Source organism: Neptunicella marina, from assembly GCF_014270035.1.
Lineage (GTDB): Bacteria > Pseudomonadota > Gammaproteobacteria > Enterobacterales > Alteromonadaceae > Neptunicella > Neptunicella marina.
This window is the reverse complement of sequence record NZ_JACNEP010000006.1, coordinates 14,226-39,325: the sequence shown is the minus strand read 5'-3', so window position 1 is coordinate 39,325 and position 25,100 is coordinate 14,226. Positions and strand designations below refer to the sequence as shown.

The 25,100-nt window shown below is 46.0% G+C and carries 21 protein-coding genes; 16 read left to right on the top strand and 5 right to left on the bottom strand.

All coding sequences use genetic code 11. The annotated features are described in order from the left end of the window. The first annotated feature begins 68 nt into the window (after positions 1-68). From H8B19_RS08850 to H8B19_RS08840, 3 genes are read left to right on the top strand one after another with little or no spacing between them, the layout of a single operon-like run. Entirely contained in the window at positions 69-1,109 is a 1,041-nt protein-coding gene (locus tag H8B19_RS08850; RefSeq protein ID WP_186506462.1) for an ATP-binding protein, read from the top strand. Continuing rightward, positions 1,106-1,807, top strand: a complete 702-nt coding sequence (locus H8B19_RS08845; protein WP_186506681.1) for a response regulator — start codon at positions 1,106-1,108, stop codon at positions 1,805-1,807. Before H8B19_RS08850 ends, H8B19_RS08845 begins: the two co-directional genes overlap by 4 nt. A 47-nt stretch (positions 1,808-1,854) precedes the next feature. Continuing rightward, complete coding sequence (locus tag H8B19_RS08840; protein ID WP_241737550.1) at positions 1,855-3,273, top strand: TrkH family potassium uptake protein; 1,419 nt, start codon at positions 1,855-1,857, stop codon at positions 3,271-3,273. Here H8B19_RS08840 and H8B19_RS08835 read toward each other — a convergent pair. Further along, the gene (locus tag H8B19_RS08835) at positions 3,270-4,187 is read right to left on the bottom strand and encodes a LysR substrate-binding domain-containing protein (protein ID WP_186506460.1); all 918 of its coding nucleotides are present in this window, start codon (positions 4,185-4,187) and stop codon (positions 3,270-3,272) included. The two genes, H8B19_RS08840 and H8B19_RS08835, sit on opposite strands and share 4 nt — an antisense overlap. A gap of 95 nt (positions 4,188-4,282) precedes the next feature. Between H8B19_RS08835 and H8B19_RS19125 the strand changes: the two genes are divergently transcribed. From H8B19_RS19125 to H8B19_RS08825, 3 genes are all read left to right on the top strand, one after another. Then, positions 4,283-4,417, top strand: coding sequence for a hypothetical protein (locus tag H8B19_RS19125; RefSeq protein ID WP_277816393.1), 135 nt, complete (start codon positions 4,283-4,285; stop codon positions 4,415-4,417). Between the two features lie 132 nt (positions 4,418-4,549). Then, complete coding sequence (locus tag H8B19_RS08830) at positions 4,550-6,691, top strand: alpha-glucuronidase family glycosyl hydrolase (RefSeq protein ID WP_186506459.1); 2,142 nt, start codon at positions 4,550-4,552, stop codon at positions 6,689-6,691. 2 nt (positions 6,692-6,693) lie between these two features. Beyond that, entirely contained in the window at positions 6,694-8,613 is a 1,920-nt protein-coding gene (locus H8B19_RS08825; protein WP_186506458.1) for a sialate O-acetylesterase, read from the top strand. A 55-nt stretch (positions 8,614-8,668) separates the two neighbouring features. Here H8B19_RS08825 and H8B19_RS08820 read toward each other — a convergent pair whose 3' ends face one another. Continuing rightward, positions 8,669-8,998: an antibiotic biosynthesis monooxygenase family protein gene (locus H8B19_RS08820; RefSeq protein WP_186506457.1), complete on the bottom strand. Its 330-nt coding sequence runs from the start codon at positions 8,996-8,998 to the stop codon at positions 8,669-8,671. Then, the gene (locus H8B19_RS08815) at positions 8,995-9,333 is read right to left on the bottom strand and encodes an NIPSNAP family protein (RefSeq protein WP_186506456.1); all 339 of its coding nucleotides are present in this window, start codon (positions 9,331-9,333) and stop codon (positions 8,995-8,997) included. The genes H8B19_RS08820 and H8B19_RS08815 overlap by 4 nt, the downstream gene beginning before the upstream one ends. Before the next feature lie 90 nt (positions 9,334-9,423). Here H8B19_RS08815 and H8B19_RS08810 point away from each other — a divergent pair, with 90 nt between their 5' ends. Both H8B19_RS08810 and H8B19_RS08805 read left to right on the top strand, forming a co-directional pair. After that, positions 9,424-10,110, top strand: a complete 687-nt coding sequence (locus H8B19_RS08810) for an ArsR/SmtB family transcription factor (protein ID WP_186506455.1) — start codon at positions 9,424-9,426, stop codon at positions 10,108-10,110. A gap of 38 nt (positions 10,111-10,148) precedes the next feature. Next, complete coding sequence (locus H8B19_RS08805; protein ID WP_186506454.1) at positions 10,149-11,288, top strand: beta-propeller fold lactonase family protein; 1,140 nt, start codon at positions 10,149-10,151, stop codon at positions 11,286-11,288. A gap of 153 nt (positions 11,289-11,441) precedes the next feature. On the opposite strand, the gene H8B19_RS08800 is transcribed toward H8B19_RS08805, so the two are convergent. Continuing rightward, the gene (locus tag H8B19_RS08800; protein ID WP_186506453.1) at positions 11,442-12,140 is read right to left on the bottom strand and encodes a hypothetical protein; all 699 of its coding nucleotides are present in this window, start codon (positions 12,138-12,140) and stop codon (positions 11,442-11,444) included. A 187-nt stretch (positions 12,141-12,327) separates the two neighbouring features. On the opposite strand from H8B19_RS08800, the gene H8B19_RS08795 reads away from it, so the two are divergent. From H8B19_RS08795 to H8B19_RS08775, 5 genes are all read left to right on the top strand, one after another. Next, complete coding sequence (locus H8B19_RS08795) at positions 12,328-16,002, top strand: ATP-binding protein (protein ID WP_186506452.1); 3,675 nt, start codon at positions 12,328-12,330, stop codon at positions 16,000-16,002. Next, complete coding sequence (locus tag H8B19_RS08790; protein WP_186506451.1) at positions 15,999-16,634, top strand: condensin complex protein MksE; 636 nt, start codon at positions 15,999-16,001, stop codon at positions 16,632-16,634. The genes H8B19_RS08795 and H8B19_RS08790 overlap by 4 nt, the downstream gene beginning before the upstream one ends. Then, entirely contained in the window at positions 16,631-17,848 is a 1,218-nt protein-coding gene (locus tag H8B19_RS08785) for a phosphoenolpyruvate carboxylase (RefSeq protein WP_186506450.1), read from the top strand. The genes H8B19_RS08790 and H8B19_RS08785 overlap by 4 nt, the downstream gene beginning before the upstream one ends. Before the next feature lie 826 nt (positions 17,849-18,674). Then, on the top strand, positions 18,675-19,277 hold the full coding sequence (locus H8B19_RS08780; protein ID WP_186506449.1) for a hypothetical protein: 603 nt from the start codon (positions 18,675-18,677) through the stop codon (positions 19,275-19,277). A 98-nt stretch (positions 19,278-19,375) separates the two neighbouring features. Continuing rightward, positions 19,376-20,053, top strand: coding sequence for a DUF2878 domain-containing protein (locus tag H8B19_RS08775; RefSeq protein ID WP_186506448.1), 678 nt, complete (start codon positions 19,376-19,378; stop codon positions 20,051-20,053). Here H8B19_RS08775 and rpmE read toward each other — a convergent pair. Continuing rightward, positions 19,966-20,181 (bottom strand): 50S ribosomal protein L31, encoded by a 216-nt coding sequence (gene rpmE / locus H8B19_RS08770; RefSeq protein ID WP_186506447.1) that lies wholly within the window; start codon positions 20,179-20,181, stop codon positions 19,966-19,968. The two genes, H8B19_RS08775 and rpmE, sit on opposite strands and share 88 nt — an antisense overlap. Positions 20,182-20,424: 243 nt before the next feature. On the opposite strand from rpmE, the gene priA reads away from it, so the two are divergent. The 3 genes from priA (at position 20,425) to H8B19_RS08755 (ending at position 24,890) form a co-directional block, all read left to right on the top strand. Continuing rightward, complete coding sequence (priA, locus tag H8B19_RS08765) at positions 20,425-22,611, top strand: primosomal protein N' (RefSeq protein WP_186506446.1); 2,187 nt, start codon at positions 20,425-20,427, stop codon at positions 22,609-22,611. A gap of 153 nt (positions 22,612-22,764) precedes the next feature. After that, the gene (locus H8B19_RS08760; RefSeq protein ID WP_186506445.1) at positions 22,765-24,579 is read left to right on the top strand and encodes a methyl-accepting chemotaxis protein; all 1,815 of its coding nucleotides are present in this window, start codon (positions 22,765-22,767) and stop codon (positions 24,577-24,579) included. 50 nt (positions 24,580-24,629) lie between these two features. Further along, a complete protein-coding gene (locus H8B19_RS08755) occupies positions 24,630-24,890 on the top strand; it encodes a hypothetical protein (protein WP_186506444.1) in 261 nt (86 codons plus the stop codon). Positions 24,891-25,100: the final 210 nt, after the last annotated feature.

The following is a 25,100-nucleotide window of genomic DNA, read 5'->3' as shown; positions in this document are numbered from 1 at the left end:
GGAACCATTCCATTAATACACCAGTATTTGTGAGTCAGTATTGAACAATTATGTTGCGGAGGGCGAAAGTGCCTCACTTAGCCTTAGCTAAACAACAAGCTCCTTATGCCTATCTCAAAGCCATTTTGATTATGGTGGCAGTTGGCGCATTTTCGCTGATTCTGGATCACTGGTTTTTACCTAAACTTGGCACCCTGATGATTCTGCAACTGGGTGTGGTAATGGTGGCATTACAAGGTAAAAAAATACCCGCCGTGATGGCTGCTTTTATTGGTGCGTTAATTTTTAATTTGTTTTTTATTGAGCCGCGCTATCACATCCATATGATAGATGCTGAAGATATCACCAACATGCTGGTATTTTTGATTGTGGCTCTGCTCACCAGTCATCTGGCTAATTTTTATCGAAATCAAGGTGAAGCGTTGCGTCAGGCACAACTGCGTTCCAGCATACTTTTATCGGTCTCACACGATTTGCGCACCCCTCTTTCCAGTATTATCGGTACATTAAGCACCATTCAGGCCTATAAAGAAAAACTATCGCAAGATGAACAGAGCGAGCTATTGCAGGCGGCTTTAGATGAAAGTCATCGTTTACATACTTATATAGAAAATCTGTTACAGGCCACTAAAATTCAACATGGTGAACTTAAATTACTCACCAGCTATCAATCCATACTGCCGGTGATTCAGGCGGTGGAAAAGCGCTTCGAAGACCCCAGAGTCAGCGTTGAGATCAAACAGCCAGTTCCTCACGTGCATATTCGTTCTTCGTTGTTAGAGCAGGCGATATATAACGTAGTGGATAACGCCCTGAAGTATTCCGGCAAAGCATCACCTGTTGTGATCAAAGTGTCAGGACAGGATGACTATGTAGAAATCAATATTGTTGATTCAGGACCGGGCATTCCCAAAGCCCAGCATCAAAAAGTATTTCAGTTATTTTATTCCACCCGTCAGGGTGATACCGGCGAAGGCGGCACGGGGTTAGGTCTGGCCGTCACCGCTGGTATAGTAAAAGCGCATAACGGCTTACTGGATATTGTATCCACCACATCCGGCTGTACTATGCGTATCAGACTCCCTGCTGCAGAAGAGGAACAAGCATAATGCAACGTATCTTAGTAATAGATGATGAACCGCAAATCAGACGTTTTATTCGTATTTCGCTGACTGCAGAAAATTTTGAGTTTCTCGAAGCGACCACGGCAGCCGAGGGTCTGGAAATAGCCAGTACGGAGAAACCTGATTTGATCGTGCTTGATTTAGGCCTGCCTGATCAGGATGGTTTCAAGGTATTAAAGCGCTTACGAGAGTGGACCAATGTGCCGGTATTAATTTTAACCGCGCGTGATGCTGAGGAAGAAAAGGTAAAACTGCTGGTAGGTGGTGCCAATGATTACCTAAGCAAACCCTTTGGCATTAAAGAGCTGATTGCTCGCATCAAAGTACTGCTGCGTGATTTAACCGACAATCAGCAGGAAAAAACCATTCTGGAATTCCGTGATTTGCGCATTGATATACCCAATCATCAGGCCTGGATCCACGATGAGAAACTGTCTTTGTCGCGCAAAGAATTCGCCATGCTGTCATTTTTAGCCAGCCACCCGGATCAGCTAGTCACACAACAGCAATTACTGGAAAAGATCTGGGGCGCCAGTCATTCAGGTGATACCCATTACCTGCGCATTTTTGTTAGCCTGTTACGTAAAAAGTTAAATGACGATCCGGATAACCCGAGCTTTATTAAAACTGAACCTGGTGTAGGATATCGTTTTGTTCAGCCGGCTATAGAAACAGAGGCCTAACCTATCAAACTATGGTAAATGCCAGCAATACCATCAGGCTGTTGTCCATGCCCATGTTATGGATGGGCGTGGTACAAATCAGTTTTGGGGTATTGTCACTTTTTGTATTCAGAGACAACAATGCCGCGGCTTTTTTTGAGCCGGGTTTTGTACTGGTTTTTATCGCAGCAATACTGATATTCACTTTTAGTAAAACCGATATCAGTCAAATATCCAATCGCGATGCATTATTGTTCGCCACCTTAACCTGGGTGTTATGCGGCATTCTTGGTGCTCTGCCTATCGAAATTGTTACCCGGGTCAGCTATGTGGATGCGGTATTCGAATCCATTAGTGCCCTTACCACTACCGGTGCCACCATTTTAAGTGGCTTAGATGAGATGCCACGCTCATTTCTGATGTATCGCCAGTTCCTGCAGTGGATGGGCGGTTTGGGCATTGTGATTTTTGTGGTGGCGGTATTACCCATGTTGAACGTAGGTGGCATGCGCCTGATCAAGGCCGAAACGCCCGGTCCGGTCAAAGACGAAAAGTTATCCCCCCGTATCGCCAACACGGCTCACTATTTCTGGTTTGTCTATTTGCTGATTACTGTACTGTGTGCACTGGCTTATTATTTTGCCGGCATGAGCATGTACGATGCCATTGCGCACAGTTTTACCACAGTATCTACCGGTGGTTTTTCCACCCACGATGCCAGCCTGGGTTATTTTAACAGTCATGGCATTTTTGTGATTGCCAATGTATTTATGTTGCTGGGTGCCATCAGTTTTGGTTTGCATTTCCGTGTACTGCACTCAGGCAAACCCGGTTTGTACTGGCAGGACGAAGAAACCCGCATTTTTATTTATATTGTGGTTTTTATGGCGCTGATGCTGGCTTTGTATCTGTTTAATAAACAAAGTTACAGCACAGCCGGGGAATGCATCAGCTACGCGTTTTTCTATGTTATTTCCTTTATAACAAGTACCGGATTTGGTGGTGACGATATCAGTGGCTGGCCGGAAGCAACTGGCATGTTTTTAGTTTTTTGTGGTTATCTGGGTGGCTGCGCTGGCTCCACAGCCGGCGGCAATAAAATTATCCGTGACATCGTGACGTTTAAGGTTATTCGCCGGGAGCTGAAAAAACTGCTGCATCCACATTCACAAGTGGTGCTGAGATATCAAAAAAAACAGGTAGCAGATGATACCCGTAATGCCGTTATGGCCTTTATGTCGCTGGCAGCCGGCAGCAGCATGGTTATTACATTACTCCTGGTGTGCACCGGCATGGATTTTTGGTCTGCCTTCACCGCGGTTGCTGCTTGCGTGAACGTGCTGGGCCCCGGATTTGGCGAAGTGGGTAGTAATTTTCAACCTGTCAGTGACTTTGGCACCGTTTTATTATCCGCCGCAATGATTTTAGGCCGGCTGGAATATTTCACCGTACTGGCTTTATTCATTCCCGCTTTTTGGCGGTATTAGTCCAATAATGCTTTGGTAATACCTGCATCCGCTAACTCTTGTTTTAACCAGCGACTGAATATTTGAATACGTGCCAGTCTGGGTGAGTCCTGATCGTATAACAAAGTAAAATTCTGACCCGGTTCAATATTAATATTGAAGGGTTTGACCAGTAAGCCATTGGTTATTAAATCAGAGACTAGACACTTGGGAGCAAGACATATACCTTGCCCTGCCATTACAGCATTAATCCCCATTTCCAGCGTAGAAACCTCCAGCCAGCTCATTTGACTGCTTTGCATAGCAACACCTGCCGTATCAAACCAGTTTTGCCAGCTAAAACGCCCTGGTCCCGACGCTTCAATTAACTGACAGCAGCCAATTTGTTGTGGTGAGGATAAATTGTTGTTCTTAATCAAGTTTGGCGAACAAACCGGAAACACCGGATCGGTAAACAACAATTCGTTGTAAACCGTGTGGTCAATTTTGTCGCCCTGACGTATCGCTACATCCAGTTCGGAGTGTTTTACATTTTCCAATTCCGCCGACACAAACACTTTTACGGTAACAGAAGGGTGAAGTGCAGAAAATCGCCATAATCTGGGCACCAGCCAGATAGAGGCAAAGGATAAGCCAGTGGTGACATTTAACACTCCGGCTTCCGGCTCTACCTGCACCCGGTCAAACCCTTCAGATAATAACGAAAATGCTTTGTTCACATAGTCCTGTAGTGTTTTTCCCTGACTGGTCAACAGCATTGCCCGGCCATTACGCTTAAACAACTTAACCATCAGTTGCTGCTCAAGACTGCGAATTTGCTGGCTGACTGCGGCCTGACTAATCGCCAGTTCCTCGGCGGCATCACTGTAACTTTGGTGTTTGGCCGCTGCAGCAAAACAGCGTAACAAACCTATATGCCTTAACCTTTTATCCATAAGTTTAACTTATATTAAAAACAATAATTAATCGTTCGTTTTTTATGCGAACAATAAGCAGAATTACAACCTGATTCAGCACAGGAGTACAATAAATGAAGGCTAATATACATAAAAAACAGCAGGATAATAAGAAATCAGAGTTAAAATGTTGCAAAACGCCAGTAGCAGGATGGTTGTTCAGAATGGGACAAAAACTCAATATGGAACACATGGCAAGATATAAGTAATGCTTAATATGGATGGTACATTCCAAAGCATTACGATTTATAACAACCTCCCAACGAAAAATAACCAGTTGGTACCGACGCACAACACTCGGATGTTAAGCTTTTGTTATCGAGTAACAACTGGTTATTTTAATGAAGAAGTACCTGATCACCTTATGTTTATTGTTTAGTCATCTGGCATTTGCCACCCCGGATTTCAGTGGAGAAGACGGTTACAACCTTTGGCTAAACTACCGTCCTCTCAACGCCCGGCAACAGCAGCATTACTTATCGCAACTGGGCACGGTTTACATTGCAGATAAAAGTGCAACAACAAGCGTGATAAAAGATGAGTTAAAACGCGCTACCAAGGGGCTACTTGGTCAGAAACTCAGTGCGGTAAGCTCAGCCCAAAGTGCCAAATTGGTACTGGCTCTTAACAATAATCAGCTCACAACCCCCCTGGGTATAGAGCAAAAATCGCTGGGTGATGAAGGTTATGCGATTAAACAGCACAAAGGCCAAATCTGGCTGGTAGCCAATAGTGATGTGGGTTTGCTATACGCTACTTTCGATTTAATCCGTCAGATACAAACACTGGCCGATTTAAGCAAAATCAACAAAGTATCGGTGCCCAAAGTAAAACTACGCATGCTTAATCACTGGGATGATCTGGATCGCCACACCGAACGTGGTTATGCCGGACAATCGATTTTTGACTGGCACAAGTTGCCGGATTACCAGGAGCAACGTTATTACGACTATGCGCGTGCTAATGCGTCAATTGGTGTTAATGGCATTGTGCCGAATAATGTTAACGCCAATGCATTAATTCTGACCCCCGCTTATCTGCAAAAAGTCAAAGCACTGGCCGATATTTTCAGACCCTACGGCATTAAGGTGTATTTATCGGTTAAATTCAGTTCGCCCCATCTAATTGGGGGATTAGAAAATTCTGACCCGGTCAAACCTGAAGTACAGCAATGGTGGCACGATAAAGCCGCCGAGATTTATCAACTGATCCCGGACTTTGGTGGCTTTCTGGTCAAGGCCAACTCCGAAGGCCAGCCGGGCCCGGGAGATTTTGGCCGTACTCACGCGCAAGGCGCAAATATGCTGGCGCGTGCGTTAAAACCGTTTGGCGGCAATGTTTTGTGGCGTGCCTTTGTTTATGCCCATGACGCCAAAGCAGAGCGCAGCTTGCAAGCTTACAATGAATTTGTGCCGCTGGACGGCAAATTTGATGACAATGTTAGTGTGCAGGTAAAAAACGGCCCGATTGATTTTCAGCCACGTGAACCCTTCAGTCCGTTATTTGGTGCTATGCCACACAGCTCACTGGCAATGGAATTCCAGATTACCCAGGAATATTTAGGTTTCAGTACTCATCTGGCTTACCTCGGCACCTTGTATAAAGAGGCGCTGGATGCTGATACTCATACACAAGGTGCTGGTTCAACTGTCGCCAAAGTGGTGGATGGCAGTTTGTCTGATTCGCCGCTTACCGCCATGGCAGGTGTAGCCAATATTGGCATGGACAGAAACTGGACCGGCCATATCTTTGGTCAGGCTAACTGGTACGTATTTGGTCGGCTGGCGTGGGATCACGATTTATCTGCTGCGGATATTGCCGATGAATGGATCAACATGACCCTCACTCACGATAAAAACGCCATTGATCAAATCAAGGATATGATGATGAATTCGCGTGAAGACGTGGTGAACTACATGACACCGCTGGGTTTACACCACCTGATGGATACAGGTCACCATTATGGTCCTGGCCCCTGGGTGGATAATTTAGGCCGCGCCGACTGGAACCCAACCTATTATCATCGCGCGGATAAACAAGGTCTGGGTATTGATCGCACCGCCAGTGGCACCAACGCGATTTCACAATATGCGCCCTACTGGCAACAAAAACTGGCAAACCCGGCAACCACCCCCACTGAATTACTACTGTGGTTCCATCATCTGAGCTGGGATTACACCATGCCATCCGGCAAAAGTTTATGGTACGAGCTGGTACACCATTACAACATGGGCGTGGCTGGTGTGGAAAAAATGCAGCAGCAATGGCAGAGGGTTAAAAACCAAATCGATCCTAACCAGTTTCATCAGGTCGAAATGGCACTGGGTATTCAGTTAAAAGAAGCAAAATGGTGGCGCGATGCCTGTCTGGCATATTTCCAGACCTTTTCTCAGCGCCCTATCCCCGAGGGTTTTCCTAAACCCGTTCATGATGTGGATTATTACAAATCCCTGCAATTTCCTTATGCACCAGGACAAGGTTAATTATGCGTAGATTTTCTATCCCACTGCTTGCCGCTGCGGCGCTAAGTCAGTCAGCACTGGCCGATGTAACTCTGCCTAAACTGATTTCCGATGGCATGATACTGCAACGCGACCAGCCGGTTAAGATTTGGGGCTGGGCCGATGCCAACGAGTCGGTTACCGTTCGTTTAGATGGCAAACTAATAGGCCGGGTAACCAGCCCAACAGGAGAGTGGTCACTCACTCTTCCTGCACAAGATTCTGGTAAAGCTCATACTATAAGTATCAAAGGTAACAATAGTCTCGAAGTTAAAGATGTTTTGTTTGGTGAAGTGTGGCTGGCATCCGGTCAATCCAACATGGAATTACCCATGGAAAGGGTTAAAGAACGCTTTCCGGACGTAATTGCTGCGGCCAATTACCCAACCATTCGCCAGTTTAATGTCTCGTTAGATTACGATTTTATCGAGCAGCATCAGGATTATCCTAAAGGGCAATGGGTGGCAGCAACGCCGCAATCGGTACTGAAATTCTCGGCGGTAGCCTTTTTCTTTGCCCGTGACCTGCAACAAAAATATCAGGTGCCGGTGGGTATTATTAAAACCCCAATTGGTGGTACACCGGTACAAGCCTGGATGAGCGAAGGCGCACTAAAAGCCTTCCCAACTTATATGGACGAGCTAAAACCTTATCAACAACCTGGCCACGTAGCCGAGGTTAAGGCTGCAGATAAAGCTAAAAATGATAAGTGGTACGGTGAGTTAACTAAAAACGACCTGGGTTTACAGCAAAACTGGCAACAGCCCGATGTGGATGACAGTGACTGGCAAACCTACCAGCTACCGGGTTTATGGCCCGATGGTCTGCTGGAGCCCAAAGAAGGGGTGGTTTGGTTCCGTAAAACCATTGATATACCGGCAAATATGGCAGGCAAACAACAAAAACTGATGATGGGTCGCATCATCGATGCAGACCAGGTCTTTGTGAATGGCCAGCAAGTGGGCAACATTACCTATCAGTATCCACCGCGTCGTTATACGGTGCCTGCAGGTTTACTTAAAGCCGGTAAAAACTCGATTGTGGTAAGGGTAGTTAACAGCCAGAACCGTGGTGGTTTTGTGACCGATAAACCTTACTGGTTGGGCAGCCCGGAACGTCATATTGATTTAACCGGTAGCTGGAAATGCAAGGTAGGTGCGACCGCCGAACGTTTGCCCAGCGATACTTTTGTGCATTACAAACCAACCGGTCTGTTTAATGCGATGATTTATCCGGCACTTAATTACACTATTAAAGGTGTGATCTGGTATCAGGGAGAATCCAATACCGGCCATCCATCGGATTATCACGCATTATTCTCCAGCATGATTCAGGACTGGCGTAAACACTGGCACCTGGGTGATTTCCCGTTCCTGTTTGTACAATTAGCTAACTTCCAGCAATTCCACCAGCAACCAGTGGAAAGTGGCTGGGCGGAACTGCGCCAGCAGCAACTGGATACCTTATCCGAACCCAACACCGGCATGGCAGTGATTACTGATGTGGGCGAATGGAACGACATTCATCCATTAGATAAACAAACGGTTGGTCATCGTTTATCACTGGCCGCGCAACATATCGCTTATGGCGAAGATGTAGTTTATTCCGGTCCTATTGCCCAGAGTGCAGCCGCTATGGGTAACTCCTTGGTTGTGAGCTTTAATCACACCGGCAGCGGTTTAAAAATTAAGGGCGATAAACTAACCGGATTTGCGATTGCGGGCCGTGATGGCGTCTATCACTGGGCAAAAGCCACTATTAGCGGCAATAAAGTGGAACTGAGCAGCGATGCCGTCAGCCATCCTGTCAAAGTGCGCTACGGCTGGCAGGATAATCCCGAAAACGCCAACCTGTATAATGAAGAAGGGCTACCGGCCTCTCCATTTGAGTTAGCCGCTAAATAACGGCTAACAGGCATGATGGCAACAGTAAAATTAAGCATAATTAATTTTACTGTTGCTAAACATCTTTTATCGATTGCAAATGGCCATCCATCCCATAATCACGCACCACATGTGCAACGCGTAAACGGTAATGTTCAAACAAACTATTTTTCCCTTCGTGCTGCGCCTCACAATGCGCAAAATGACTTTTCCACAGTTTGACTGACGCTTCATCCCGCCAAAACGAAAGTGAAAGATAACGCCCGGGATTCGAGAGGCTCTCGAACCTTTCCATGCCAATAAAACCATCCATGTCACACAAGTAAGGCTTCAAATCTGCTGCAATCTCAAAGTACCTGTCCTTACCCGTTTCATTGGGTGTGACCTCAAAAATCACCGCTATCATATTGCAGCCCTTGGTAACTGTTTGTAGGTAGATGCGACCACTTTTAAGAACGAACGATTTTCCTGAACAATAAACCTCTCCTGTTGTGCATACATAAAGTTTTCCCGACCGGCATCATCTGTTTTAAGCCGTGCTCTGTACGTTTCGTAATCAGCTAAACTGTTAAAACTGATTAAACCAAAAGCAACATCATTTGTGCCTTCATGAGGTAAGAAGTAACCTAATAAGTCACCACCACACTCCGGTATAATCTTGCCCCAGCTTTCTGCGTACGTTTCGAATTGAGCCAGTTTTGACGGGTCAATTTTATATTCAATAAAGCAGGTTATTTTCATTAGCATTGCCTCCTGTGTTGTTTTGATGCAGTCTAGCGACTCACAAAATCAATGCTTCGATGCATATCGAACTATAGAGATACAAACTGCTTGGAACCTAATATTGCTTTTATTTCCGCTTTGCTCGGAGACCCAGCCCGCTCTCGTATGTTAATCGCATTGATGGGTGGAAAAGCACTTACCGCGACCGAACTGGCACTGGAAGCCGACGTCACAGCACAAACAGCCAGTAGCCATTTAGCAAAACTGGTTAATGGAGAGTTGCTTATCGTCAGAAAACAGGGGCGTCACAAATATTTCCAACTGCATCGTGCGGATATCGCACAACTTATTGAACAATTATTAAATGTAACCTCCAATATAAATCATCCAGCAACAATCACCGGCCCCACTGATCCTAACCTCAGAAAAGCCCGGGTCTGTTATGACCATCTGGCAGGCGAATTGAGTATCGGGCTGTACGATGCGCTGGTATCAAAGGGTTTTATTATTGATCAGGGCTTTGAAACAAAACTCACCAATACGGGGCGCTCTTTTTTTCACGCTCAGGGAGTTAATTTCGACAAGTTGGCAAAAGCCAGACGACCCGTTTGCAAGTCCTGTCTGGACTGGAGTGAAAGGCGCAGTCACCTGGCGGGTAGTTTAGGCCATTGGATACTGGAGGATATATTTGCAAAAAAATGGGCAGTCAGAGATCTAACCTCCAGAGCCGTCAGCTTTAACTCCAAAGGCTTAAACGCCTTTGCCCGTATGTACAATATTAAAAACATCATTTAGCTTTGATGACTCACCTAGGTTTCAAACATATGCAGACAATGTTCAATCTCTGTAAGCCTTTACCCGCTTTAATATTCTTATTATTAATCTCTGCCAACAGCCATGCACATCCGCCAGCAGGATTGCAGTTTATTCAGGTTTTAAAAGACCAAATAAACGGGGTAGATGGGCTGGATAATCCGCGTAATGTGGTGGCTTCCCATGATAATCGCAAAGTATTTATCACCAGTGCTGATGACAACGCTTTTGCTGTATTTAACATCGGCAATGATTTTAAGCTGCATTTTTCTCAGGTGTTTAAAAATACTGATAGCAACATCAATGGGCTGGAAGGTGCAACCGGACTGGTGTCAGTCAATCACGATAATCTGATCATCACCAGCGGATTTTACGATGGTGCATTAGCGCTGTTTACTCCCCATAAAGATCAATACCAACTCACTCAAACCCTCAGCGATAATCTGGGTTATGACAGAGTCTTTGATAGCGACAAACCCACAAAAGAGCGGGATAAACTGGGCATACTCGGCCCGTGGGAAGTTGTAGCCACTCGCGACAATAAACAGCTATTTGTAGCTGGTTATATGAGTAATGCGCTGTCGGTATGGGAAATAACAGCGGATAAGCAACTGCACTTTAAGCAGTTTTTACGAAACAGCGGGTCGTTAATTACGGATTTAGGCAAACCCATTGGTCTGGCATTGTCGCCTGCCAATGATGAATTATATGTACTTGGATTTGACGCAGGGCAAATTGCTATTTTCAACCGAGACCAACAAGGTGAACTGTCTGCCAAACAACTGATTCAGAATGAGGTCAATGGTATTAGCAATCTGATTAACCCACAAAAAATTGTGGTATCGCCTGATGGACGTTTGTTATTCGTGGCCTGCGCCGGTAGCAGTGCCATTCTGGTCTTTGAGAAAACAGCAAATGAACAATTCCAATTGATCCAGACTGTCACCACTGATGATGTGCAAGGCGGATTGGAAGGTGCCAGTAGTCTGGCGTTAAATGCAAAGGGTGACACCCTGTACGCAGCAGGTGAAGCTGGCAATGGTTTACTGACTTTTGAGATCACTCCAGCAGGTAAGCTCACATTAAAAACTAAATTACCAACAGCTGGTGAAGATGAACTGAAAAATATCGCGTCAATTTATATCAGCCCGGATAACTAGCATCTGTTTGTAACCAGTGGTAAAGGCGATGCGCTGTATGTGTTTAAAATAAAGGGTTAATTTAACAAACTTTAAATTAAGTGTGAGCGCCCGCTTACACTCAGACTATTTAACTAACATTATCTCCCTGCACTGTAACTTAATCAGCAATATTTAACTCTCATCTTTGATATTAAACTGCTCTTTGGCCTGCTCAATCAGGCTGTCGGATTCCCCACGTGAATTCAATTGCAACCCTTTAGAAGACAGGCTGAAACCAGCGGCTTCCTGAATCAGACTGCGACTGGCAGTCAGGTAACTTACCACTCCGTCTTCAGCCACATCATTTGCCTGCAAGGTTTTGGCGTATTCCTGTGTCTGGCCAAACTCATAAAATTCCGACATACGATCCAGCTGAGTTAATTTGTCCTGCAAGGCCGTATTTTTATCTAGGTAGGTTTGCAGGTTCTGTAACTGTTCCTGAGTAGCTTTTTCTTCCGGTGTGGCCGCGGCCAACTGTTCCTCGTCCATTAATCCGTCAACCTGCCATTTACCATCGACATTTTGCAGGTTAACCGGATCCTTTATGCCGAACCGATCGGCCATTTGTTGCAGGTCTTCGGCAACCGGGCGCATATTATAGGCAATCATATTGTTAACTGTTTTAAGACTCACATTGGAAAAACCATTATCCAGAAACTTAAGCGGGTTATCGGTTTGGCCTAAATTAAGCGAGTCGGTCAGTGTGTTTAGTTCCTTACGCAGGTCCTGATACTGGTACTGATTCTGTGCCAGATTTTGCAGGGTTTGGTTACTTTTATCCGCATCTTCTAAATAGTCGAAAAGCGTTAACCCGCTGGATTGAATTTGCATAACAAACTGACCTTTTATGTGAAAAAACCAATGATTGTGCAAATAAATAGCAAGCTTTACGCCAACTGATTTTCAAACGGATAAAGGCAGTGTTTTTAAGTGCAAATACAGGCTAAAATCGGCCAGATAACAGGGAAGATGTTTTAATTCTCCTCGAACAGGGACACGCATTATCAGCAGGAATTCTATGCCCGGATTACAACGAATTATTCTTATCGACACCCACCTGCCCGACGTGGTGGAACTTAAACTCAACGGCCATACCAATATTTGTGGTACCAATGCCTCAGGAAAAACCACCTTACAGCGCTTAATTCCGGTTTTCTACGGCGAATATCCCAGCCGCGTGGTACCCGCAACCCGCGATAGTTTTGAACGCTGGTATCTGCCGCGCCAAAGCAGCTTCATTATTTATGAGTTTACCCGCGCAGAAGGTGACTTATGTCAGGCGGTGTTAAGTTCCAACGGCAGCGGGGTGCAATACCGTTTTATCGCCAAACCTTTCGATTTAAATGATTACACCTATAAAAATAATGCCGGCGAGCACAATATTGTCAGCATGACCGAGCTGGCGCGTGCGATGAAACGCAATGATGTGCTGGTGTCTAACCTGCTGAATACCAAAGAATTCCGCGCCATTATTCAAAACGACCGCAGCACGCTCAATACCAGCGCCAACAGTCGTGAATTACTTGGTTATGCCAAAGTATTTAGCTTGTGTGCCCAGCACGCCAACCTGCGCCATATTGAAAAGCTGACCAAAGCCGTGCACTCCAAAGAAGGCAAGATGGAAACCATCAAGGCCATGATTGCCGCGATTTTGGAAGAGGACGGTGTGCAACCGCCACGTTCCAGCTTAAGTCGTCAGCGGGTGGAAGACTGGATTAAGGAATCACAGCTGATTACCGAGTTTGATGCTATTCGCCCTGAATTCAGCAAGCTGGAAAAATCCGATTTACAGCTTAATGATGCCGAGCAACGTCTGGCCGATTTAAACCAGCAATTTAGTCAGGATATCAGTTTATTGTCGGCCAGCAGCATTGAGCTGGATGGCCAGTTAAATGATCTGATCCACCAGATTAAAGTGAATGATAAAAACTGGACGCAAAACCGTGATGAGCTCAATCAGACGGTGTCTTCTGCTAAAGCCGAAATCACGACACTTTCGGCTAATCTCGATCAGGTGGAAGCCGAGTTTGACCAGTGGCAGCAGCAGGATATCGAAAAACTGCAACAAAATGTGCAGCAGCTACCGGGCTGGGTCAACGATTTAGATTCACTTAACAGCCGTTATTTACTGCTAACTGAAAAGCATCAGGATGTGGAATCTGCCTTTAATAAACGTGTCGCCGATTTAAACGAAAAGCTGCAAGGTGAACTGGATAATTACAATAACCAGTTACAACAGTTACAGGCACAGCAAAGCGAGCAAAAACAAGCTGAGCAGGATGATTTACGTGAAATCCACCAGCAATACCAAAACCAGCGCGAAGCTTTAAGCAGCGATTATGCAGAACAAATTCAGCAACTAAAAATCGAACAGGCAGAGCTTAGCACTCAGCTTAAAAACATCGGTTTTAATGAATTTGAACAAAGCCAGCTGGATATTCTGGAGCAAAGCATCAGTGAAGCCAGCGCCGCTGAAGACAGTGCGCGTGGTAAGTTGCAACAGATGCAGCAACAAACCCAGTCTGCGCAGCAGCTGCGTCAACAGGCACGCCAGCAACTAGACGATGCCGCCCGCGCCGAGCAGCAACAGCAGCAGTTAGTGGATAAAACCGAAGCGTTGTTATATCCGGGCGACGCCACGCTACTGGAGTTTTTACGTAAACAGCAACCGGGCTGGGAACAAAAACTGGGTAAAGTGATCCACCCGGATTTACTCAAACGCCAGGATTTAAAACCTGCTATGGGCGAGGAAAGTGACAGCCTGTTCGGATTAACCCTAGATGTGTCCACACTGGATACACCGGAGTACGCCGAAAGTGAACAGTTACTTCAGGCAAAATTAGCCGAACAACGAGCCAAACTGGATGTGTTAGCAGAACAACATTCACAAGCCGAACAGCAACTGGCCAAAGCCAATGAAGCGGTACGTGTGGCCGAACTGGCACAAACCCGCGCAGAATCCGACTGCAAAACCGCCGAAGCCTCGCGTAAACGTGCACAGCACGATAAAGAGCAATCGCGTCAGGAATATTTATCTGCGGTGGCCGAGCGCAAGCAAAACAGCAATAAACGTTTGCAGGCCAATGAAAAACAACAACAAAAAGTCGCCGCTCAGCAGCAGCAAGCGTTGGATGAATTAAACGAACGTCAGCTGGAAGCCGAAACCGAACGCCAGTTCCACTGGCAGCAAATTCTGGGCGATATCAGCGACAAGATTGCACAGGTTAAAGACTTACTGCAAAGCACCCGTCAGCATGCCGAACTGGAGCGTAAAAAATGTCAGGACTGGTTGCAGGATGAGCTGAATAAACGCGGTCTGGATGTGGATGAAATCGGCGATATCAAAAAACAAATTAAACAGCTTAAAGACGATATCCAGCATACCGAAACCCACAGACACAAAGTGCAGGATTACCAGCACTGGTATAAAACCGTGTTCACCGGGCATAAAGTTAAATGGCAAAACCAACTGGAAAAAGCGCGCAAGGAATTCAGCGATGCCGAGCGCAGTCTGCAAAAACAGCAAAGCGAATATCAGCATCAGCGTGAAGCCGATAAAGCGCGTCAGACTCAGTTAGAGCACAGCTTAAAAACCAGCCGCGAGCAACATCAGGCTGTGGAATCGCTGCACAATTCACTTAATCGCATCAAACTGCCGCTGGCAGATAAACAAAGTGACTTATCGCAGCAACAAGTAGCGCAGCGTATTTCTGAAGGCCAGGAATTGCTGCAACAACGCGAAAGCCTGCTGCTGGATGTACGTAATTATGTGGATCACTTCGACAAGCTCATCGCCAAACAGGCCGGTACCGGCTTGTCGGATACCTGGGACAGATCACGTGAAGAATGCACCCAGATGAATGCACAAGGTCTGCGTTTGCTCGATCACCGCAAACTGGTGAGCCACTTAAATCGATTACTTAACGACATAGTGCCGCAAAAGCTGGCCGGTTTACGTGAGCAAGGGCGTATTTTTGGTGCCGACCTTAGCCAGTATTATCACGTGCTGGCGGATATCGATAAACGCATTGCCAGCCAGAGTCAGCGCATCAGTAAAGAAGTGGACGAAGAACTGTTCCTTGAAGGGGTGTCTGATTCCGCCGTCAAAATCCGATCTCGTATCAGCGAACTGGAATTCTGGCCGGAATTACGCCAGTTCCAGCAGTTATACGAAGAATGGCTGCAAACCGGCACACAGGATTTACCCAAAGAAGACTATTCGCTTAGCATGCGCCGTGTAATGGAAATTCTTGGTCGCGCCGCCTTAAGTGGCGGCATTATCAACCTACTGGATATCGAGCTGCACATTAAGGAAGGTAATTCTAATCTGGTGATCCGCACCGACCGTCAGTTAAACGAATCCTCCAGCCACGGTATGGCCTACCTGATCTTATGTAAGTTCCTGCTGGCCTTTACCCGTTTATTGCGTGGCAATGCCGAAGTAACGATGCACTGGCCAATTGACGAACTGGGCACGCTGCACCAAAGCAATGTGAAGAAGATTTTTGATGCCTGTCATAACAACAATATTCACGTACTGGGCGCCTTCCCTAACCCGGAATCCGATGTGCTGAATTTGTTTGCGAACCGCTATTTAATCGATAAAACCACCCGCCGTTTACAAACCGTGCAGCCCAAAGTCAGCGCGGTCAGTGAACGTCTTAAACAACGTCAACAGGAGGTCAGCGCATGATGAATGAACAAGGCCGCGCGCTGGAGCAATTGTTAAGTGGCGCCTTTATCTGCCAGACCAGCGACGAAACCCTGTGGCGGGTGCTAAAAAACAACGATTACGCGGAAAAAATCGAACAGCAATTAAATGTGCTCAACCGCACATTAACCAGCTGCGCCGATGGCGAAGTATTTTATGCCGCTTATCAGCATTTGGGCGACGATGAACGCAAAGTGTTGGGCACCCAGTTTCAGGAAACCGCGGCGGGTTTGTTGCCGATGGTGGAATGGTTATTACTGGTGCAACAGGCGGTGGGTAACGATATGCCGCTCACTCAGGGGCAGGCCATTCGCTTACCTGAATTGCAAACTCAGATAGAAGACACCCCGGCCTTTAAAGAACAATTACAAAAAATCGCCCGTTACCGTTTATTTAATTCACTGAGTACCGAGGTGGATGGTCAGTTAAAACAGTTATTTAAGAAGCTGACCGATATGGGTTATTTAATTCGCCCTAACCCGGAAAAACAGATTTATCTGGCCACCGGCAAGGTGGATTATCTGTTTGATGTACTTAAGTTTATTGATGAAACCGAGGCCTTATCGCTGTCACAACAGGCTGAACAGGCAGCGATGCAGGAGTCACTGCTGTGAACCCCAACCTGTATAACAGCGGCCTGAAATTACTGCATGCCATGAGCCGGCATGCGGATGTGATTATGCAGGTGTATTTATCCGGCAGTCTGGATGAAAGCAGCACCACACCGCAGGTGATCGACAACCTTAAAAAGCTCGGCATTTTATGGCGTCCGGAGCCGGAGGCCGAATTGCGCCTGAAAAGCGCGGTGCGTAACCTGCTGGAAAACAGTCTGCAGGACGAACGCTCACGTCAGATTGATGCCAATATCGGCTCGGCCTTAAACGGCCTTAAAACGCTGGCCGATCATTACAAAGAAGCGCTGCATCATGGCCGTTTTGCCGAATCCCAAGGGCATTTAAACGATTTACGTGAACATGTGTACAGCCTGACCGAATCCATGAGCAACAGCGTGCGCATTCTGTTTAGCCGCATTCATAACGAGTTCGGTTATGTAGCCTCAATTGATGCCAAAATCCGTGAAAACGAACTGGCACAATCACAGGTTTCCACCATGCTGCAACAAATTGAATTGTTCCAGTTTGATGTACTGGCCGAAACCGCAGGCAGCAACCGTGAGTTACGTTTATTACTGGTGGTTACGCTGCAACAGTCGTTCTCACGCGCCACCCAGGAACTGTCACTGGTACAGGCGCGTTTGCTTGAATTATTAGGCCGATTCCGCGAATACCGTGGCCGTACCCGTTTATTAAAAGGCTTTTTGCTGCATCAGGAACAACATCCCGATTTTCAGCCCGCCGATTACAGTGCATTAAGCGCGGTACCCATGCTGTTTAATCAGGCCAGCGGCATTATCAAACCTGCCGCTGCCGATGTGTATAACGTGGCACATGAAACCGATTTACAGCAGCTGGTGGCCAGAATCAAAGCCCTGCACCGCAACGATAAACCACAAACCCAGCGCAGCAGCGGTAAAGTATCGCTGGATAACCCCGCCGGTGAAGCGGTGGTGGAGAATAAACTCAAACAAGCGGTGGAAAGTTACTTCTGCGATATTATCGATTCCGGGCAAACGGTTACGGCGTTGCAGTACTGGCAACAACAGCAATTGGAGTGTGATGCCGAGGTTTGGATTTATCGGGTACTGGATGGGTATCAGTCATTACCTGATGAAGAAAAGCAGTATTTTGAGTTAGCCACCCATGGGCATGCCGATCCTGTGTATTCAGGGAATTATGTGGTAGAGGATGTAGAACTTGGGTTGAAGTAACCTGCGGTTACTTAGCTATTTTTGGGTAGTGCGATTGTGATGGTCATTATTGCTAGGCAACCACTTGTCATAAAAGTTAAGTTTGGGCGTCGCGCCGGCGACAACGGCAAAACTTTTAGCGACACGGGGCGCCAGACATATCTTTTTTCTCACCCCTGCGGGGCGCGAGCCTATTTGGATGGAGCCAAATAGGCGAAAGCTCCTGCACTCCGCCGACTTTCTTAACGCCAAAACCAAACTGCCTTTATTTCGAAGCGGCCAAAGGCAGCAGTCCATGCAAAGCGTTGGCCTTGGCCGAACGTCCTGTTCGGCCATTCGAAAGCCAGCTTGGTTTTGTCTAAAAGTCAGAGTCGCACTAAGTCAGCCTCTGGCTGACTAGGAAAACCAACACTGTCAGCCATCACCGCGACAGCAGCCAAACGAAGTTTGGCTAACTGCGACTCCAACTTGCCTTGTGTAGGTGAAACTTGTTCGAACGGGAAAACAGGAGGTTTTCCCGAGGTGCGTGTTTTGCACGGATAGCTGCCTCGCGCCGGTTCGATTAAACAAGTGATACCGAAACAAGAAAAGCAAGTTGGCGGAGTTGAGCACTTTTCCCCTGTTTTGGTGCTTCAAAACAGGGTCGCGCCCCGGGAAGGGCGTGAAAACATCATGGACGATTTTATCAACCACTTAAGCAATCTAGCTCGCTATAACCCTTTGTTGGTAAAGATATAATTAATTTGATATTAATAGCTTGCAATATGAGAAAAGTTAATGGAAACATTCAATTTAAGGAACGTTAACTTCAACTTCTAATGCGCAGAATTTAAAAGGAATTACAACTATGTTAGGAAACAAAAAAATATTCGGACTTTTATTAACAACTATTTTTTTATCAATTCCGACTTACGCAGAAAAGTTATCTGAAAAGGCAGAAGTTCAAGGAAGTGAACTAAGTAAAATTCTTAAAAGTTCTGGATCTTTAGTTGCTCGAGAAAGTTACGAACTGCCTTCCATTGCAACTGTATCAGGAAATGACATTGAAGCCGAAGTAATGGTTGTTAAAAGCCTCCTAAACGTTTCAAATGACAATATTTTTGTTGGTCTAATTTTGAAAGCCAAAGAAAAATATAGCTCTAATAGTGCCAATATAGATCCCGATGAAATTGATGGGTTACTTTCATCGATAAACCTAATTGAAACTAAAGGACTATCAATCATAGACAATCCGTCATCTAAGACAAATAAGTCAAAAGGTGTAAGTACAGAGATTCACTATAGAACTAAAGATGGTTTAATTTTCGCGGCTTTTAAATCAAATGAGATTTTAAAATTTGGAATTAAAGTTAGTTCAACAGCCGATTGGGCATTGCTAAGTAAAGATGCAATAGCAACATTAAAAAATAACTTGTTAGTTGCTAAATCTATAGCCGCCGAAGTCAAGTAAACTTAAAAATTGATTATTGAAAAGTTAAAATCGGTACAAAAAAAAGACGCTACAGGCGTCTTTTCTCACAAACTAGGTTTGCGTCAAAAGATCCTTCTATGACTAAACCTCTATTAAGTGCCATTTTATTCCAACTCTTTTGGTTTGCTTGTGTTTTGGGTGGCAACCAAGTGGCGCTTGTCGCTTTTGTCATTTACCTAACACTGCACTGGCGTTTGTTAATGCAAAGCTCAAATGAGTTTTTACTGATTAGCTTGTTTATTGCCACCGGCGCTTTAGTGGATGGTGTTCTTATCGCGCGCGATGTTATTGGCTTTGGTGCTACAGAGTCACAATTTTGGGTATTACCACCACTGTGGTTATTGTGTTTGTGGGGTGGTGCGGGGTCGTTGTTTAGTCATGCACTTGTATGGGGGCAAAAATGGCCGTGGGTTTTATATTTAGCCGGTGCTGCAACAACACCATTAAGTTATCTGGCGGGTGCGAAATTAACCGATGTAGTGATTGCTGAGCCGCTATGGCAAAGCTACTTAATTTTGGCGACGGTTTGGTTGTTTATGATGATTTTTGGCAGAGGTTTTGCTGCACGCAGGATTGGCCAAAATCGGCTGACTAGAGATGCGGTAGCAAGTTTTGAAAACCCACAAAAAAAGGCGCTGATAGCGCCTTTTTCACAAGCCTGGTTTGCTTACTTCTTAGAAGAAAGACCACCGAAACGCTTGTTGAATTTCTCGATACGACCGCCGCTGTCAACGTTACGCTGTTTACCAGTGTAGAACGGGTGACATGCAGAACATACGTCCAGGTTCAGATCTTCTGAACAAGTAGAACGGATAGTCATTTTGTTACCACAAGAACAAGTTGCAGTAATCTCGTTGTATTGAGGGTGGATACCTTCTTTCATGGGATAGCCTCTTCATTTTGGCCCGTATCGCAATCCAGCCCGAAGCTGAACACCACACGTGTTATAAGTAAAAATGCAGCAGTGCTGCGGTTTTTTGAGGCGCGGATTTTAAAGGATCACCAGCATGCAGGCAAGTGATTTTTATTTGAACAGGTTAGTGAAATCAGTGCATGACCACAGGTAGCTGCATCATTTATAGTAGTAGGCTACACGCAATTAACCCGCTGGATAATAAGCTGTTTTATGACCACCCGCATTGCTGAAGTCGCGCTGGCTGTACCTAAACGCACTACTTTTGAATATTTGCTTGGCGATAGCACGCCAGCGATTGGTGCGCGGGTACAGGTGCCTTTTGGTAATCGCAAACTGGTGGGCGTAGTATTGGCAATAAAGTCCGATTCCAACTGGCCGGTGGAAAAACTCAAACCCATTCAGCAAATATTAGATGATGATGCCGTACTGGATACGGGTTTAATCAAACTATTAAAATGGGCTGCGCAGTATTACCAACATCCCATTGGCGATGTGATGCAATCGGCTTTGCCGGTAAAACTGCGCCAGCCAAACAGCAGTGAAATGCCACAAATTACTCAGTGGCAATGCAGCGAACTGGGCAGGGAAACCGATGCTGCGACCTTATCGCGCGCGCCCAAACAACAAGCATTATTGCTGGCGCTGCAGCAATCAGAGCTCACCGATAGCGACATCAAACAAAATTACACTACGGCCATTATTAAAGCGCTTGAACAAAAAGAGTTGATTGAAGCGCAGTTAATCACGCCGCAAAGTAATCTCGACTGGCATACGCAGTTGCAGGTAAATATCGCTCCCAAACCGTCGCTTGAACAATCACTGGCAATTACCTGCATTAGCGGTACCCAGCATCAGTTTCATCCTGTACTACTCGAAGGTGTCACCGGCAGTGGTAAAACCGAGGTCTATTTACAGGCGATTGAACCGGTTTTAAAACAACAAAAACAGGTACTGATACTGGTGCCGGAAATTGGCTTGACCCCGCAAACGGTGAGTCGTTTCCGCAAACGCTTTAATGCCCCTGTGGGGTTGTTGCATTCCAATCTGACCGATAACGAACGACTGGCGGTTTGGCAGCAGGCGCGGGAAGGTGAACTTGCCATAGTGATAGGTACACGTTCGGCGATTTTCACCCCATTTTTAAGCCTGGGCATGATTATCGTTGATGAAGAGCACGATAATTCCTATAAACAACAGGATGGTTTTCGTTATCACGCACGCGATTTAGCCGTGATGCGTGCGCGCTTTGAGCAGTTACCTTTGGTGTTAGGCAGCGCCACGCCTTCTCTTGAAAGTTTACACAATGCTTTGTCGGCTAAATATCAGCATATTGAACTACACAATCGCGCCGGCAATGCGCAGCATGCGCATCAGCAGTTGTTTGACGTAAAACATCAGCCTATGCAATTTGGGATAGCGGTGGGAATGCAACAACGCATGCGTGCGCATTTAGAGCAGGGTAATCAGGTGATGGTGTTTATTAATCGCCGAGGTTATGCACCTTCGCTGTTGTGTCACGATTGTGGTGAAGTGGAAATGTGTCAGCGCTGCGATAAAGCTTACACCTACCACAAAGGGCTAAATAAACTGCAATGTCACCACTGTGGTGATGCTAAACCGGCTCCCCAGCAATGCAGTGCTTGCGGCTCCAAGCAGCTGGTGACTCAGGGTGTGGGTACCGAGCAACTGGAACAAGGTTTAAGCCAGTTATTTCCGCAATACAAAAGTGTGCGCATTGATAGCGACAATATTCGCAGTAAAAGCCGTTTTAATCAGATTCTGGATGATATTAATCAGAGGCAGTACCAGATTTTAATAGGCACCCAAATTCTGGCCAAAGGACACCATTTTCCTCATGTAACTATGGTGTTGATTGTGGATGTAGACGGCGCTTTATTTAGCATGGACTTTCGTGCGGCAGAAAACTTAGCACAGCTCATAACGCAGGTATCCGGACGTGCCGGACGCGCTGAATTAGCCGGTGAAATGTGGATGCAAAGCCACCAGCCACAACATCCACTGTTACAGGATTTAGTACAAAACGGATATCAGCATTTTGCCCGTTATGCCTTAGATGAAAGACGCGCCGCAGGTTTACCGCCTTTTAGCTTTCAGGCGCTATTCCGTGCCGAGGCGCATAACCAGGCTACAGCACATCAGTTTTTACATTCAGTAGCTGAGCTAATTGCTGCGCAGGCACATGTTTTGCCTTTAGGCCCGTTTCCCGCATTAATGGAAAAACGTCAGGGGCGCTTTCGTATGCAGCTGCTGGTGCAAAGTCAGGAGCGTGGTGCACTGCAAAAAGCGCTGTTTGTTAGCATGCCACAAATCGAACAACTGCCACTGGCGGCTAAAGTACGCTGGTCGCTGGATGTGGATCCACAGGATTTTTATTAAATTTAAATCATCCATTACGCATAATTATTTCTAACCATGCATTCTTGTATTTTTTGCCTATAATTCAGTTAGTTGTGGCGTTTTATTCGCACCAAAATGATGCAAATAGCCATCTCCCATCTAACAATAATTAACTGAAAGAAAGGATTTGTTATGGACTTGCGTCAGTTTTACCAAAGTCTGAGCATCAGTACCAAACTGCTGGCATTAATTGTTAGTCTGGTGCTGATTTGTGTAGTGATGTTGTCGTTTTTTTCTTCTTCCAGCTTAAGCAAAATTTCTCAGCAGCAGCTGGATGCGACCGAAGCCCAATTAAAACAATCGGTGCTGGATAGCATGAAACTCACCGGACAGAATGCGGCAGCCAAAGTAGAAGGTTTGTTAAATCAGTCATTTACTGTTCCCTATTCGCTGGCATCAGTGTTAGGTAATACTGCCCACCCGCAGCAGCCCCTGAGTCGGGAGCATGTGCGCCTGATTGATCGTTCTTTTCTGGAAGCCAATCAGCAAATCAGTGCCATTTATTCGCAGTTTGAAGAACAAGCTTACGACAAGCTGGATAAACAAAATGTTGGTAACCTGAAACACAGCAGCAATAGCGGAACATTGGAAATTTACTGGGTTCGCGAGAATGGCGAGCTGGTTTATTATCCGGTTGATGACCCCGAAGAAAAACACGACACCGAACTCAACGAATACGGTATCCGGGCCGCAGAGTGGTATTTATGTGGCAAAGATACCCTTAAACCCTGCGCCCTTGATCCTTATTTGTATGAAATTGAACCGGGCAAAGAAGTATTAATGACCACGTTAACTGCGCCTGTGGTAGTTAAGGGTCAATTCCGTGGCACGGTGGGCATTGATATTAATTTGCCAGTGATTCAACAGTGGCTGGAAGAACAATCAAAAGAGTTTTACAGCGGTCAGTCACGTTTAACTCTGGTGAGTCAAAATGGGTTATTAGTTGCGTCCAGTGAATACCCCGACAAACTGGGACATCTGGCTCAGGAAGCCTCTTCCGGATTAAATAAGCTGATTGAACAGCAAAAGTCCGCATTTCTGGAAAAAGATTTCTGGCATATAAAAGTGCCGGTGCATATTGCGCTTTCCGGCACCGACTGGCAGCTGCTGGTGTCTGTTCCAACCAATATTGCCTTAAAACCCTTACTGGATATGCAGGAGGTCGCTTCAGACACTCTGGCCAGCGAACGCACCAGCTTTATTATAGTTGCTGTTGTTTTACTGGTGATTGCCACGATACTCGGCGTTTGGTTGTCGCGCTCGGTCTCCAGGCCCATTGAAGTTATTTCTGGTTCTGTGGCCAAACTCGCATCGAATGAAGGGGATTTAACCCAGGCGATTAATGTACATGATCATAAAGAGCTCAATCAGGTTTCAGAGGGGCTGAATCGTTTTATGGAAAAACTGCGCGATATGATTATTTCTCTCAAATCAGACGCAGATGAACTTAACAGGCAGGTGGATGTGCTGGATACCCGCGCTCATTCCATGCAACACGAAACCGATGAACAGGAATCCAATCTGGATAATGTAGTCACCGCGATTAATGAAATGGCGGCCACCGCCACAGAAGTGGCCAGTCTGGCCAGCGGTACCGCAGATAACGCCAGTAACAGTGCCGAGCTTTTAAATAAAACCCGCAGTAACTTCCAGCATAATGTAGAGGAGGTCAATCAGTTGGCCAGTCAGATTCAGGCTTCTTCAGCCCGAGTCACTGAAGTGTCCAATCGAACTGAAAGCATCACCAGCATAATCGCCACCATCCAGTCGATTGCCGAACAAACTAACCTTCTCGCGTTAAATGCCGCAATTGAGGCAGCCCGCGCAGGTGATCAGGGTCGGGGATTTGCGGTGGTAGCTGACGAAGTACGTGGTTTAGCAGCCAGAACCCAAACCTCAACCAAGGAAATAAGCGACTTAATCCAGAATTTGCAAAAAAAGAGGTAAGCTTTGCCGTCACCTCACTGGATGAAATCCAGTCATCGGTTACCTCCACTGTGGAAAAAACCCAGATCAATTTTGACCAGCTTTCTGAAGTACTTGGCAGTATTAACGCGATTAATAACAACACGATACAGGTAGCAACGGCGGCTGAACAACAAAGTCAGGTAAGTGAAGATATTAACAAACGCATTGTGGCAATTGGTGATGGCAGTAAAACTCTGGCTATGCTCGGTGGGCAGCTAAACGAGCTCAGTACTCAGGTGCATCAGGTTGTAGCTAAAATGAACGAGCAGTTAAATCGCCTCAAGTCGTAAATTAGGCACGCGGTGCTCCAGCACACTGGTTAAAAATATGACATAATGCCGGCCATTAAATATTTTTAGTGGTTGGCTAGGGTCTGTTGATCTTTGCTGTATACTTTTGCAACGAATTGCGCAGTATTTAAACAATGAGGCACGATTGTGGTGTAGTCGTTCTACATGAATGAGTGCTGAAGCAGTAAAAATGCCGCGCAAACGTTGCCC